This is a genomic window from Streptomyces sp. NBC_01635, assembly GCF_045209715.1.
Classification (GTDB): domain Bacteria; phylum Actinomycetota; class Actinomycetes; order Streptomycetales; family Streptomycetaceae; genus Streptomyces; species Streptomyces hirsutus.
Genome location: NZ_CP109277.1, coordinates 6,976,285 through 6,990,197 on the forward strand (window position 1 = coordinate 6,976,285; position 13,913 = coordinate 6,990,197).

Annotated in this window: 11 protein-coding genes and 1 pseudogene; 6 read left to right on the forward strand and 6 right to left on the reverse strand. The window is 69.6% G+C overall.

Going from position 1 to position 13,913, the window contains the following annotated elements:
* Positions 1-177 precede the first annotated feature (177 nt).
* Positions 178-483 carry a muconolactone Delta-isomerase family protein gene (locus tag OHB56_RS32375; RefSeq protein WP_406359252.1) on the reverse strand — a complete coding sequence of 102 codons (306 nt, stop codon included), beginning with the start codon at positions 481-483 and terminating at the stop codon, positions 178-180.
* A 629-nt stretch (positions 484-1,112) separates the two neighbouring features.
* Complete coding sequence (locus tag OHB56_RS32380; RefSeq protein WP_202282342.1) at positions 1,113-1,808, reverse strand: type 1 glutamine amidotransferase domain-containing protein; 696 nt, start codon at positions 1,806-1,808, stop codon at positions 1,113-1,115.
* Positions 1,809-1,949: 141 nt separating this feature from the next.
* Here OHB56_RS32380 and OHB56_RS32385 point away from each other — a divergent pair, with 141 nt between their 5' ends.
* The 3 genes from OHB56_RS32385 to OHB56_RS32395 all read left to right on the forward strand — a co-directional run bounded on the left by OHB56_RS32385 (position 1,950) and on the right by OHB56_RS32395 (position 4,607).
* The gene (locus OHB56_RS32385) at positions 1,950-2,348 is read left to right on the forward strand and encodes an ATP-binding cassette domain-containing protein (RefSeq protein ID WP_406357135.1); all 399 of its coding nucleotides are present in this window, start codon (positions 1,950-1,952) and stop codon (positions 2,346-2,348) included.
* Between the two features lie 176 nt (positions 2,349-2,524).
* Positions 2,525-3,895, forward strand: a complete 1,371-nt coding sequence (locus OHB56_RS32390) for a TrkH family potassium uptake protein (protein WP_406357137.1) — start codon at positions 2,525-2,527, stop codon at positions 3,893-3,895.
* The gene (locus OHB56_RS32395) at positions 3,888-4,607 is read left to right on the forward strand and encodes a potassium channel family protein (RefSeq protein WP_386405457.1); all 720 of its coding nucleotides are present in this window, start codon (positions 3,888-3,890) and stop codon (positions 4,605-4,607) included. The genes OHB56_RS32390 and OHB56_RS32395 overlap by 8 nt, the downstream gene beginning before the upstream one ends.
* Before the next feature lie 57 nt (positions 4,608-4,664).
* Here the strand turns inward: OHB56_RS32395 and OHB56_RS32400 are convergent.
* The 4 genes and pseudogenes from OHB56_RS32400 to OHB56_RS32415 all read right to left on the reverse strand — a co-directional run.
* Positions 4,665-5,030, reverse strand: a pseudogene (locus OHB56_RS32400) (potassium-transporting ATPase subunit KdpA); the annotation flags it as partial.
* Between the two features lie 179 nt (positions 5,031-5,209).
* Positions 5,210-5,854 (reverse strand): protein-L-isoaspartate(D-aspartate) O-methyltransferase, encoded by a 645-nt coding sequence (locus OHB56_RS32405; RefSeq protein ID WP_406357139.1) that lies wholly within the window; start codon positions 5,852-5,854, stop codon positions 5,210-5,212.
* 659 nt (positions 5,855-6,513) lie between these two features.
* Positions 6,514-8,043, reverse strand: a complete 1,530-nt coding sequence (locus tag OHB56_RS32410) for a UDP-N-acetylglucosamine 1-carboxyvinyltransferase (RefSeq protein ID WP_326755430.1) — start codon at positions 8,041-8,043, stop codon at positions 6,514-6,516.
* Between the two features lie 81 nt (positions 8,044-8,124).
* On the reverse strand, positions 8,125-8,325 hold the full coding sequence (locus OHB56_RS32415) for a DUF4236 domain-containing protein (protein WP_388436246.1): 201 nt from the start codon (positions 8,323-8,325) through the stop codon (positions 8,125-8,127).
* 432 nt (positions 8,326-8,757) lie between these two features.
* On the opposite strand from OHB56_RS32415, the gene acnA reads away from it, so the two are divergent.
* The 3 genes from acnA (at position 8,758) to OHB56_RS32430 (ending at position 13,842) form a co-directional block, all read left to right on the forward strand.
* Positions 8,758-11,520, forward strand: a complete 2,763-nt coding sequence (acnA, locus tag OHB56_RS32420; protein ID WP_406357141.1) for an aconitate hydratase AcnA — start codon at positions 8,758-8,760, stop codon at positions 11,518-11,520.
* Between the two features lie 221 nt (positions 11,521-11,741).
* Positions 11,742-12,167 (forward strand): hypothetical protein, encoded by a 426-nt coding sequence (locus OHB56_RS32425; protein ID WP_406357142.1) that lies wholly within the window; start codon positions 11,742-11,744, stop codon positions 12,165-12,167.
* A 10-nt stretch (positions 12,168-12,177) separates the two neighbouring features.
* The gene (locus tag OHB56_RS32430; protein WP_406357144.1) at positions 12,178-13,842 is read left to right on the forward strand and encodes a caspase, EACC1-associated type; all 1,665 of its coding nucleotides are present in this window, start codon (positions 12,178-12,180) and stop codon (positions 13,840-13,842) included.
* Positions 13,843-13,913 lie beyond the last annotated feature (71 nt).

Sequence of the window (13,913 nt, forward strand, 5' to 3'; positions counted from 1 at the left end):
GACGTGCCCCCAAGGGGACCGCAGCGCAGCACTTGACCGGAGAGGGACGGCGCACCGTGCGTGCACACTTGAGACGGGTTCCTCGCGGTTTCCGCGGGTATCAGAGCGAGTCTGAGACCGGCGGTGGAGATCGGCGGCTGCGACCGGCCGCGGTCCATGGCTATGGGGGCTCCGCCGTCACCCCGTGCCGTCGGTGGCCCGCCCGGGGTCGTTGGGGTGGGGTTCGAGCGGGGTGACGGTGAGGGTCATCCAGGGGCGCAGCGGCAGTGTGCCGAGCACCTTCTCGTGGAGCTCCTTCTCGTCCGCGGCCCGCCAGACCCCGATGCTGCGCGACTCGCCGACCGGACGCCACAATCGGGCCAGGTTGCCGGTCGCCGAGAGCTCCCCCGCACGGACCGCCTCGGCCGCCCTCCGCCTGTCGACCTCTTCCTGGCTGGCCCCCTCGGGGACCGTCGTGGTGATCTCGACGAGGAACTCCTGCATCGGTTCGCTCCGTTCGGTGAAGGTCCCGGCGACGACGGGAAGGGCGAGTTCGCTGGTGGTCATCTGTCTCCCCCGAACGGAGCCGCGATCAGGTCGGACGCCGCCCGATCGCTACGGGAGCTCCGCTCCGCGATGACCCTTGAATGGTCCGTCCGGCCCGGCGATCCGTGCCACGACCGGTTTCCTCTCTCGTGGAAGACGTGGCCTCCCAGCGTCCAAGGCGCCCGAACGCGGGCCCAGGGGTACGCCTGTTGCCCACGTCGCTGCCCCCGGGCCACCTCTGACGGTGCCACGGGGCTTTGCGCGTCCGCACCTCGCACAACGGCTCGCGCGCTCGGTACCGCCGGAAGGCAGCAACCGGTTCCAGCGACGAGGACGCGGAAGTACCGCGGCCCGAGCGTTGCATCGTGCTCCAGACCAGTTGGCACGTGAGAAGGCACCTTTCGGCCGAAGCGGCGGGGGCCGACGAAGTCCGACGCCGGCAACCGCGTACCCGCAGTGCGCTCACAGACCTGAGCGCACTGCTCACGCCGACGGCGAGCCGGTGCGGCGGGAATCCCCTCCCGAACTCCCCGCGCCGGCACTCGGCCGGCACTCAATGGACACGCCGCCCCACACCATGAGAGCTCTCACACGAGGGTTTTCAGCAGCCGCTCTGCGAGCACTTCGGCGGAGTGGGGATTCTGCCCGGTGATCAGGTTGCGGTCCTCGACCATGTACGGCTTCCACACCTCGCCCCGGCTGTACTCGACGCCCACTTTCTCCTTGAGTTCGTCCTCAAGGAGCCACTGTGCCTTGTCGGCCAGTCCGACGGCCTCCTCCTCTTCATTGGTGAAGCCCGTGACCCGGTAGCCCTTGAAGGGCGACTCGCCGTGGATCCTGGTGGCCAGCATCGCGGCAGGAGCGTGGCACACGATTGCGAGTGGTTTGCCCGAGGCGAGTTGCCCGGTCAGTATCCGTCCCGCGTCGGCGTCCACCGACAGGTCCTGCATCGGGCCGTGGCCTCCGGGCAGATACACCGCGTCGTAGTCCTGCAGCCGCACGTCCGAGAGTTTGATCGGCCGGCGCATGACCTCCGCGGAACGGATGATGGCTTCCAGTTCGAGCGCTCCCTCCTCACCGCCGGCCATGGCGGGGCGCAGGCTCATCATGTCGACGGTCGGCGTCACGCCGTTGGGCGTCGCGACGACGACCTCGTGGCCCGCCTCCGTGATCGCCTTGTACGGCTGCGCGAATTCCTCCGCCCAGTAGCCGGTGGCGTACCTCGTGCCGTCCTTCAGGACCAGGTACGTAGCTCCGGTGACCACGAAAAGCACCTTCGCCATCACGAATCGCCTCCTTGACACCGTTTGGAAAAATTGAGGTGATTTGCGCCGAAGGCCAGTCTAGGCACAGGAATCATCAGGCACATGCGGACAGCGGCCGTGAGCCCGTCCGGGGACGGAAGCACGCGGGGAGGGACCGCCATGACCGAGAAGGGCGCCATCGCCACCGACCGATCGCCTTCCACGGCCGTCCTCCGCGTCAGGGGCGTCACCAAGAGCTTCGGCGGTGCGGCGGCCCTCAAAGGCGTCGGCCGCGACCTCCACCCCGGCGAGATCCACGCCCTCATGGGCATGAACGGCGTCGGCAGGCCGACCCCGGTGCAGATCCTCTCCGGAGCGCACCAGGCCGACGGCGGCACCGTGGAGGGGGAGGGGGTACCCCTGGCCAGGTGGCCCGGCCATCGGGGAGTGGGCGAGACCATCATCGAAGGCTCCGGCGATGACATCGACGTCCATGTGGTGACCCACTCCGAAGCCGCGCACGGCCGGTTCCCGCACCGGCGCACGAACTCCCGCGAAACCCGCGACGCCACACGGTGACCCGCACACGGCGTACCGCCATCAGCCGGTTCCCACGCCTTCTCGACGCCGTGGCGCGTTCCGTACGCCCGCTCCGGGAGGGATGCTGTGGGCAGGTGGCCGCGTTCACCGGCCTCCTTGTGCGACGGGGCACGACAGGAAAAGCGGCGGAGGGACATCGGAGGTTGCTGGTGGCCGTGGGTACGACTCGGGCCCGGTGGTCCCGGCTGGCCGCCTATCCCGCCCGTGGCGTCGTCCTGGCCTTCGCGTTCGTCGTCGTGCTGGGTACGGCCCTGCTGATGCTGCCGGCCGCCACCGAGTCCGGCAGGGACACCGGCGTACTGACTGCCCTGTTCACCTCCACGGGGGCGGTCAGCGGCGGGCTGCCCCTCGTGGGGACCGGCAGCCACTGGAGCGCGTTCGGCGAGGGCGTGGTCCTGGCTCTGATCCAGATCGGCGGGTTCGGCATCATGACACTCGCGTCGCTGCTGGCCCTGCTCGTCTCCGGTCGGCTGCGACTGCGGACACAGCTCGCCACGCAGGCGGAGAGGAGCCTCAGCGTCGGTGGCATCCGTCGGGTGGTCCTGGGAGTCGCGGGCATCACGCTGGCCGTCGAACTGGCCACGGCCGCCGTGCTCACGGTCCGTTTCCACATCGGCCATGGCCTGACAGCCGGAAACGCCGTCTACCACGGGATCTTCTACGGGATCTCCGCCTTCAGCAACGCCGGGTTCGGGCTGCGCGACGACAACCTCGTCGGCTATGCGCACGATCCCTGGATCGTCCTGCCGATCGCCGCCGCCTGTGTGCTCGGTGCCCTCGGCTTCCCCGTACTGTTCGAACTGCTGCGCAGCCGCCCGGGCGCCCGCGGCGGCACCCGGCACCGCTGGTCCCTGCACACCCGGCTCACCCTCCTCACCTCCGCGGTCCTGCTCACCGTCGGCACCGTCATGACCTGCGCGCTGGAGTGGAGCAACCCGAGGACTCTCGGATCCCTGGAATGGGGGGACAAGCTGCTGGACGGGTTCTTCACCGCTGCCAGCGCGCGTACCGCCGGCTTCAACACCGTCGACACCGGTGCGATGGAACCGGCCACCCTCCTGGGCATCTGCGTGCTGATGTTCATCGGCGGCGGCAGCGCGGGTACCGCGGGCGGCATCAAGGTCACCACGTTCGCGGTTCTGGGAGCGGCGATCCTGGCCGAGATCCGCGGGCGCACCGACGCGGACATCATGGGCCGCCGGCTCTCCGCGGCCACGCTGCGCCAGGCCCTCACCGTGGCGCTGCTGGGTGTGGGTCTCGTCATGGCGGGCACGTTGGTGCTGCTCGCCGTCACCAAGGAAAGAGCCGACGCGGTCCTGGCGGTCCTGTTCGAGGCCGTCTCTGCTTTCGGCACGGTCGGCCTGAGTACCGGCATCACCGGGAACCTTCCCGCAGCGGGCCAACTCACCGTCATCGTCATGATGTTCGTCGGACGCGTCGGCCCGATCACTCTCGCCAGCGCGCTCGCACTGCGTCAGCGCGACCGCCGGTACACCCTGCCCGAGGAGCGACCCATCATTGGCTGACCACTTCGAGTTCCTGCGTCCACACCGACGTCGGCGTTCCGCCGACCGTCGCCCGGCCCGCGATTCCAGAGTGGCGGTGATCGGTCTCGGCCGTTTCGGACAGTCCGTGGCGGCGGAGCTGATGCGGCGTGGCTGGGACGTGCTCGGCGTCGACGCCGACGTCGGCGTCGTCCAGAAGGTCGGCGAAGAGCTGACCCAAGTTGCCGCCGCGGACTGCACCGACCCCGCTGCGCTGGCGCAGCTCGGCGTCGGCGAGTTCTCCCGCGTGGTGGTCGGTATCGGCACCGACCTGGAGGCCAGCATCCTGACCACCTCCAACCTCGTCGACGCCGGCGTGGCCGCCATCTGGGCCCGGGCCGCCACCCGGCAGCACGGCCAGATCCTGGAACGCATCGGTGCCCACCACGTCGTCCTGCCCGAGCACGACATGGGCGAGCGCGTGGCCCACCTGGTCACCGGCCGGATGCTGGACTTCATCGCCTTCGACAGCGATTACGCGCTGATCAAGACGCTCGCCCCGAAGGTCGTCGGCGGGATCCCGCTGGGTGAGAGCCGGGTGCGCAGTACGTACGGCGTCACCGTCGTCGGCATCAAACGCCCCGGCGCCGACTTCACTCACGCCACCGCCGAGACGGTCGTCCATCCCGGCGACGTCATCATCGTCACAGGCAAGACCCGGGCGGTGGAGATGTTCGCGGAGCTGGACCGGTGAGACGCACCGTCAACGCAGGCACTACGGCCTCAGACATCAACGGAATGACAATCCAGGTCGGCCGAGCAGCATCGCGAGCCCGCTCATGGTGGTGAACCACTGCGTGTCCGCGTTCGGACCGGCGAAGGCCGAGCCGTTGTTGTCGGCGCTCGAGCCGTAGGCGTACAGGATCTCGGAGAATCCGTGCGCGCCGGAGGTGATCACCGAGTTGGCCGGGGTCGGCAGTGCCTTGGTCGCAGCCGTGAAGATGAGCACCATGGCCGGGGTGACGAGGAGGTAGCAGGCGGCCGGCTTGATCCAGCGGGTGCCGATCTTCTTGCCCGGATACTCGGAAGTGCGGCCGACCATGAGCCCCGCGATGAACATGACGATGACCGCAATGATCAGCATGCCGTAGAGGCCGGAGCTCACACCGCCGGGCGCGCCAAGGAGTTTTGACGTTGGGCTGCGCTCGGTCGGCACCGGCACGCTGCCGCCGTATCACCGCGCGTGTCGATGTCGCGTCGGCGTGGACGCAGCCCCAGCCGCGGCGAGCTGACCGTCACCCTCCTCGTGTCGCAGGGTCCGTCGGAATGCCGGCAGTCCGACGCGGTCGGCGGGGCTCAGGAGGGGAAGCCGTACCGCCCTTGCAGGCGGACGAAATGCGCGGGCGTAAGTATTCGTCGGCGCTCCAGCCCCGTCGCGGTGCGCAGGAAGGACACGACCTGCTCCCGGCCACCCGGCCCGATGGGCTGGACGAGGCGGCCGCCGAAGCGCAGTTGCCCGGCCAGTGGCGCGGGGACCTCCGGGAACGCGGCGGACACGATGACTGCGTCGTACGGAGCGCGGTCCGGCACGCCGCCGCTGCCGTCTCCGACGCGCAGCTCGATATTCCGAATGTCCTGCCTGGCGAGGTTGCGCCGTGCCTGCCGGGCGATGTCCGGCCACATCTCGATGGTCACGACATCGGCGGCCGACCGGGCGAGCAGCGCGGTCTGGAAGCCGAGGCCGGTACCGATCTCGAGGACGTGCTCGTCCCCGCTCAGGTCAAGGCCCTCGATCATCATGGCGGAGAGCGAGGGCTGCGTGGTCACCTGTGCGTGCCCGATCGGAAGGGGCACGTCGTGGTAGGCGTGCGCTTGGTGACCGGTGGGGACGAATGCCGCTCGGGGCGTCGCTCGTACGGCCTGGAGCAGGCGCTCGTCGCTGATACCGGCTTCTCGAACAGCCCGTACGAGCTCCTCGGGTGGATGGGCGGCTTCGGTCATGTCCGCTGCTTTCCGTGCGATGTCCGGAGGGTGAGCGTGCCGTCGGGCTCACGGTCGGTGGGCCACCGACGGCGTCTCGGCCGCGGCCAGGGCGCTTCGCAGATCAGGCGTACGCAGGCTGCCCGTCCTGAACGAGCGACGGCGCGCCGCCGGCGTCCTGATCATCGACGATCTGTTCCTGACATTCTCCAGCGCCTCATCGAGGAGACGCGGGCCAGGATTCCCGCAAGGACACGGCAGCTCATCACCCGCCTGATCGGCAAACGGCCAGGCATCGACGCCGACCTCGACGAGGTGTCCGCTGCCCGGCCCTCCCGGCCGCCCGCCCGCCGCTGAGCTCGATGGGCCGGTCGACGACGAGCACCCGGACGTGTCGGTCACGGACGAGGAATCCTCCTGGACTGTCTCGGCTTTTCAGGGAGGGACCCTGGTGCTTGAAAAACTCGATGACAGCGACGTCGAGCCTCGTCACCTGCCGCGTGCTTCGCGCATGGAGATGATCCGGGTGAGGGCCATGTCGGCGAGTGGTGACCTGGCCGCTCTCCAGCAGCTGGATCGGCTTCCTGGATACGAGTAGCCAACGAGCAGAAGCCCCAGTCGGCAGATGCCGGTCGACTGGGGCTCCGTGCAGCTCGGTGAAGCCTGCTGATGCTCGCCTCTCAGATGTCCCGGAAGATCTCGATCTGCGCCCCGACCGAGTTGAGGCGCTCGGCCAGGTCCTCGTAGCCGCGGTTGATGACGTAGACGTTGCGGAGGACCGACGTGCCCTCGGCGGCCATCATCGCCAGCAGGACGACCACGGCGGGGCGCAGGGCCGGCGGGCACATCATTTCGGCGGCGCGCCAGCGGGTGGGGCCCTCCACCAGGACGCGGTGGGGGTCCAGGAGTTGGAGGCGGCCGCCGAGGCGGTTGAGGTCGGTCAGGTAGATGGCGCGGTTGTCGTAGACCCAGTCGTGGATGAGGGTCTGGCCCTGTGCCACCGCCGCGATCGCCGCGAAGAACGGGACGTTGTCGATGTTCAGGCCGGGGAACGGCATCGGGTGGATCTTGTCGATCGGCGCCTCCAGCTTGGAGGGCCGGACGGTGAGGTCGACCAGCCGGGTGCGGCCGTTGTCCGCGACGTACTCGGGGGTGCGGTCGTGGTCGAGGCCCATCTCCTCCAGGACCGCGAGCTCGATCTCCAGGAACTCGATCGGCACCCGGCGCACCGTCAGCTCGGACTCCGTGACGACGGCCGCGGCGAGCAGGCTCATCGCCTCGACCGGGTCCTCGGAGGGGGAGTAGTCCACGTCGACGTCGATCGTCCGCATGCCGTGCACGGTGAGCGTGGTGGTGCCGATGCCCTCGACCTTGACGCCCAGGGCCTCCAGGAAGAAGCACAGGTCCTGGACCATGTAGTTGGACGAGGCGTTGCGGATGACGGTGACGCCGTCGTGCCGGGCGGCGGCCAGCAGCGCGTTCTCGGTGACCGTGTCCCCGCGTTCGGTCAGCACGATCGGGCGGCCGGGGCTGACGGAACGATCCACCACCGCGTGGTACTGGCCCTCCGTCGCGGCGATCTCCAGACCGAACCGGCGCAGCGCGATCATGTGCGGCTCGACGGTGCGCGTACCGAGGTCGCAGCCGCCGGCGTACGGCAGCATGAAGCGGTCCGTGCGGTGCAGCAGCGGGCCGAGGAACATGATGATGGAGCGGGTGCGGCGGGCCGCGTCCGCGTCGATGGACTCGAGGTCCAGCGTGGCGGGCGGCACGATCTCCAGGTCGACGCCCTCGTTGATCCACCGGGTGCGGACGCCGATCGAGCCCAGCACCTCCAGGAGGCGGTACACCTCCTCGATGCGGGCGACGCGGCGCAGCACTGTGCGGCCCTTGTTGAGCAGCGAGGCGCACAGCAGTGCCACGCACGCGTTCTTGCTCGTCTTCACATCGATGGCGCCCGAGAGGCGGCGGCCGCCGACGACCCGCAGGTGCATGGGGCCGGCGTAGCCGAGTGAGACGATCTCGCTGTCGAGCGCCTCGCCGATGCGGGCGATCATCTCAAGGCTGATGTTCTGGTTGCCGCGTTCGATGCGGTTGACGGCGCTCTGGCTGGTAGCGAGTGCCTCCGCCAGCTGTGCCTGTGTCCAGCCGCGGTGTTGCCGGGCGTCACGGATGAGCTTACCGATGCGTACGAGGTAGTCGTCTGACATGAGACTGAGGCTATCTCAGATATGAGATGGCACCTCCCGGGGGGCCCTTGGATGGGCCATTCGGGTGATGCAGAGTCAGTATCACCTGCCGCGCCGGGTGCTGCGCGTGCTCCGCCATCCGAAAGGTCCGGGCAAATCCATCGATGTCGTACGTCGTCCCGTGCTGCTCGTGGTGTGCCGCGGGCCTCGCCCGCCGCCGGTGGTGATGGACCAGGAGCGCTTGTTGATGTTCAGCCGTACCCCCGGAAAGATCCTGAAACTCTTGCGGAACGTGAGCGGCATCCCTGCCTCCCTCTCTGGGTTCGTGGTGCCGGGTTCGCGGCGCCGGGTTCATGGCGTCGTCCCGGTGCGCATACCCCGTCCGGGCCCGGTGATGACGGGCGACGGGGGCGGGAGGGGGAAGGCCGGGGCCGGAGCGTTCGGGGTGGTGCGCCCGGGGCGGGCGGGGTACCCGGAAGGGGCATGGGCCCGGAATCCGGGCATGCGGGCGCCCTGAGGCGGGCCCGCGCATGACCATTCGGCCGCCGTGTATTAGGGTTATCTCGACATCGAGATATCTGCCGAGGTGCACCGCAGTCGCCACGGCCCGGTAAGGGATGCCTAACTTAGCCTTACCTTAGCGGATCGGTCCAGGCGTAGTGGCGGCGCCACGCGGCGGTAGCCGCAAAGGGTTTGCGGTGTGGTGGTACGCGCACATCAATGAAGGAGACTGTCGTGTCGGCGAACAGCTTCGACGCCCGCAGCACGCTGCAGGTGGGCGACGAGTCGTACGAGATCTTCCGGCTGGACAAGGTCGAGGGCGCCGCACGCCTTCCCTACAGCCTGAAGGTGCTGCTGGAGAACCTGCTCCGTACCGAGGACGGCGCGAACATCACCGCCGACCACATCCGCGCGCTCGGCTCCTGGGACTCCCAGGCCCAGCCGTCGGAGGAGATCCAGTTCACCCCGGCCCGTGTGATCATGCAGGACTTCACCGGTGTCCCCTGCGTCGTGGACCTCGCCACCATGCGCGAGGCCGTCAAGGAGCTGGGCGGTGACCCGGCGAAGATCAACCCGCTGGCGCCGGCCGAGCTGGTCATCGACCACTCCGTCATCGCCGACAAGTTCGGCACCAACGACGCCTTCAAGCAGAACGTCGACCTGGAGTACGGCCGCAACAAGGAGCGCTACCAGTTCCTGCGCTGGGGCCAGACCGCCTTCGACGAGTTCAAGGTCGTCCCCCCCGGCACCGGCATCGTCCACCAGGTGAACATCGAGCACCTGGCCCGTGTCGTCATGACCCGTGACGGCAAGGCCTACCCCGACACCCTGGTCGGCACCGACTCGCACACCACCATGGTCAACGGCCTCGGCGTCCTCGGCTGGGGCGTCGGCGGCATCGAGGCCGAGGCCGCCATGCTCGGCCAGCCGGTCTCCATGCTGATCCCGCGCGTCGTCGGCTTCAAGCTGACCGGCGAGCTGCAGCCCGGCACCACCGCCACCGACCTGGTGCTGACCATCACCGAGATGCTGCGCAAGCACGGCGTCGTCGGCAAGTTCGTCGAGTTCTACGGCGAGGGCGTCGCCGCGACGAGCCTGGCCAACCGCGCCACCATCGGCAACATGTCGCCGGAGTTCGGCTCCACCGCCGCGATCTTCCCGATCGACGACGAGACGCTGAACTACCTGCGCCTGACCGGCCGCAGCGACCAGCAGGTCGCGCTCGTCGAGGCGTACGCCAAGGAGCAGGGCCTCTGGCTGGACCCGAAGGCCGAGCCTGACTTCTCCGAGAAGCTCGAGCTGGACCTGTCCACCGTCGTGCCCTCCATCGCCGGCCCGAAGCGCCCGCAGGACCGCATCGTCCTCGCCGACGCCAAGGCCCAGTTCGCCCAGGACGTACGCAACTACGTCAAGGACGGCGGCGACGTCGACGAGGCCGGCCAGGAGTCCTTCCCGGCCTCCGACGCCCCGGCCATCACCAACGGCGCCCCCAGCAACAAGGTGAAGGTCACCGCCGCCGACGGCACGGAGTACGAGCTCGACCACGGCCACGTCACCGTCGCCGCGATCACCTCCTGCACCAACACCTCCAACCCGTACGTCATGGTCGCCGCCGCCCTGGTGGCGAAGAAGGCGGTCGAGAAGGGCCTGACCCGCAAGCCCTGGGTCAAGACCACCCTCGCCCCGGGCTCCAAGGTCGTCACCGACTACTTCGACAAGGCGGGCCTGACCCCGTACCTCGACAAGGTCGGCTTCAACCTGGTCGGCTACGGCTGCACCACCTGCATCGGCAACTCCGGCCCGCTGCCGGACGAGGTCTCCCAGGCCGTCAACGAGCACGACCTCGCCGTCACCTCGGTCCTCTCCGGCAACCGCAACTTCGAGGGCCGGATCAACCCCGACGTCAAGATGAACTACCTGGCGTCCCCGCCGCTGGTCGTGGCCTACGCCCTCGCCGGCTCGATGAAGGTGGACATCACCCGCGAGTCCCTGGGCCTGGACCAGGACGGCAACCCGGTCTTCCTGAAGGACATCTGGCCGAGCGAGGCCGAGGTCAACGACGTCGTCGCCAACACCATCGGCGAGGACATGTTCACCAAGTCCTACGCCGACGTCTTCGCCGGCGACGCCCAGTGGCAGGCGCTGCCGATCCCGACCGGCAACACCTTCGAGTGGGACGCCGAGTCCACCTACGTCCGCAAGCCCCCGTACTTCGAGGGCATGGGCATGGACCCGGCCCCGGTCGAGGACATCGCCGGCGCCCGGGTCCTCGCCAAGCTGGGCGACTCGGTCACCACCGACCACATCTCCCCGGCCGGTGCCATCAAGGCCGACACCCCGGCCGGCAAGTACCTCACGGAGCACGGCGTCGAGCGCCGCGACTTCAACAGCTACGGCTCCCGCCGCGGCAACCACGAGGTCATGATCCGCGGTACGTTCGCCAACATCCGCCTGCGCAACCAGATCGCGCCGGGCACCGAGGGCGGCTACACGCGCGACTTCACGCAGGCCGCCGAAGGTGATGGAGGAGCCCCGGTCTCGTTCATCTACGACGCCTCGCGCAACTACATCGACCAGGGCATCCCGCTGGTCGTCCTGGCGGGCAAGGAGTACGGCTCCGGCTCGTCCCGCGACTGGGCCGCCAAGGGCACCGCGCTGCTCGGCGTCAAGGCCGTCATCGCCGAGTCGTACGAGCGCATCCACCGCTCGAACCTCATCGGCATGGGCGTCCTGCCGCTCCAGTTCCCGGAGGGCCACACCGCCGAGACGCTCGGCCTCACCGGCGAGGAGACCTTCTCCTTCACCGGCGTCACCGAGCTGAACAACGGCACCATCCCGAGCACGGTGAAGGTCACCACCGACACCGCCCCCGGCGAAGCCGGCAATGTACGCCGTGAGTTCGACGCGGTCGTCCGCATCGACACCCCCGGCGAGGCGGACTACTACCGCAACGGCGGCATCCTGCAGTACGTGCTGCGCAGCCTGATCAGCAAGTGACCTGATCGGCGAACAAGCGGTACCGCAGGCCGGTTACCGCAGGGCAGTCGAGGGCCGCATCCCGTCCACCGGGGTGCGGCCCTCGCCGTTGTCCCGCTCCTGCCCCGCTCCCGCCCCGTCCCGGTTCCCGTCCTTTCCTCACCCCGGCCCCGTCCCGGCCCCGTTGTACGCTGGAGCATCACCAGGCGACGGGGGTGGCGGTGAGCCGCGGCAGTGAGCGCATGCAACTCGTACTGACCGGAGTTCCGGACGGTGACCGTGAAGAGCTCGACGAACTGACCCGGCACCTGCGCGAGCGCCTGCTTGAGCTGGACGTCGACCGGGTCGAACCGGTCCGCACCGACCACGTCCCCGCCGGCGCCAAACCGGCGGACGCGATCGCCGTCGGCGCACTCGCGGTGACCCTGGCACCCCTCGCGCTCCGCTCGGTGCTGGGGCTCGTCCAGACCTGGATCGAGAACCGGCCGGTGCGCACCGTCAGCATCACGCTGGGCGACGACAGTCTGGAGCTGGAGGCCGTCTCCGCCGCCGACCAGCAGCGCCTCATCGAGGCCTTCCTGGCCGCCCGCACCGCGACGGGCGAGGACGGCGGCCGGGACGCGGACGACGACAGCTCCGGCGCCCCCGATGCCGGGCCGGAGGGTTGAGGGGACGACCGTGTCCACAGGCCGCCGCTTCGCCCTGCTCGTCGCCACCGGCCGCTACGACAACCAGGCGCTGAGACAGCTCCGTTCACCCGTGCGCGACGCACACGGCCTGGCCGAGGTACTCGAGGACCCGCTGATCGGCGACTTCGAGGTCAGCAGGGTCGTCGACGGCCGCCACCACGAGGTGACCCGGGCCGTCGAGCTCTTCTTCCTCGACCGCCGCCGCGACGACGTCCTCCTGCTCCACCTCTCCTGCCACGGCATCAAGGACGACAACGGCGAACTGCACTTCGCCACCACCGACACCGACCACAGACTGCTCGCCTCCACCTCCGTCCCCGCCGCGTTCCTGCACACCCAGATGCGCCGGTGCCGGGCGCGGTCCATCGTCCTGCTCCTGGACTGCTGCTACAGCGGTGCCTTCCTGCCGGGCAGCAAGGGCGACACCGTGGTGCACCTCAGGGACGAACTCGCCGGACACGGCCGGGCGGTGCTCACCGCGACCAACCGCACCGAGTACGCCTGGGAGGGCGATCGGCTCGACGAACTGGAGCCGCAGCCCTCGAAGTTCACCGGTGCCGTCATCAAGGGCCTGCGCTCGGGCGAGGCGGACCGCGACGGGGACGGGGTGATTGGCGTCCATGAGCTCTACGACTACGTGTACGACGAACTGCAGGCGGCCCAGGTCGTCCAACGCCCCCAGATGTGGGCCGAGCTGGAGCACCGGGTCGTGGTCGCGCGCTCGGTGCGCGGGCAGCAGCAGCGGCAGGAACAGGGACAGGGACGGGGACAGGAACAGGAACAGGGACGGGAACAGGGACGGGAACAGGGGCAGGTGCAGGGACGGGAACAGGGGCAGGTGCAGGGACGGGAACAGGGGCAGGTGCAGGGACGGGAACAGGGGCAGGAGCAGGGACGGGAACAGGGGCAGGAGCAGGAGCAGTGGCACGGGCACGGTCCGGTGTCCCCGGGGCCCTCGCCGAGTGAGGAGGACCCCTCCGCGCGGCTCCCCGAGGTGGTGCTGATCGCCGAGTTGCTGAGCGGACTGGCATGCATGGAGGACGCCCGGAGCCGGGCGGAGTTCGCGATGGTGCTGGGGGAGGAGCTGAGCCGCCGCGTCGACCTGCGGGGCGTCCGGCTGCGGGAGGACGTGGCGATGACGGCGTGGGCCGCGGTGAAGCAGAGCGGTGGCGTGCGTGCGCTGTTGTGGACGGTCGAGTTCTTCGAAGGGCAGGGCGTGGCCGCCGGGTTGGAGCGGCAGCTGGTCCAGGGCGGCAGTGCTGCCTCCGGCTCCGCCCCCGCGGCCCCCACCGCCCCCACCGCATCCTCGGCTCCCCGTCCGGCCGGGGAGCCGGAGTCCGGCGCCGCCCTCCGTTCCGACTCCCCGCGCCGTTCCCGGAAGGTGACCCTCTTCCTGCGCCTCACCGGAGAGTTGAGCACGTTGTCGTGCATGGCGGACCCGGAGGGCCGGGCCCGGTTCGCGTCCGTCCTGGGGGAGCAGCTGGACCGCCCGGTCGACCTGCGCGGGACCCGGCTCCGCGAGGACGTGGTGGTGATCGTCCGGGCGGCGCTGGACGTGCCGCGCGGGGACCGCGTGCTGGCGAGCGTGGTCGGGCTCTTCGAAGGAGCGCGGGCGGCGGCCGCCATCGAACGGACCTTCGACGAGCCGTCCTGAACGGCTCGTAATCGCCCCTCGCGCGCCCCCTGTCGCGCCACCCGTTTACAAGCGGAGCCTCCGGCGCTACC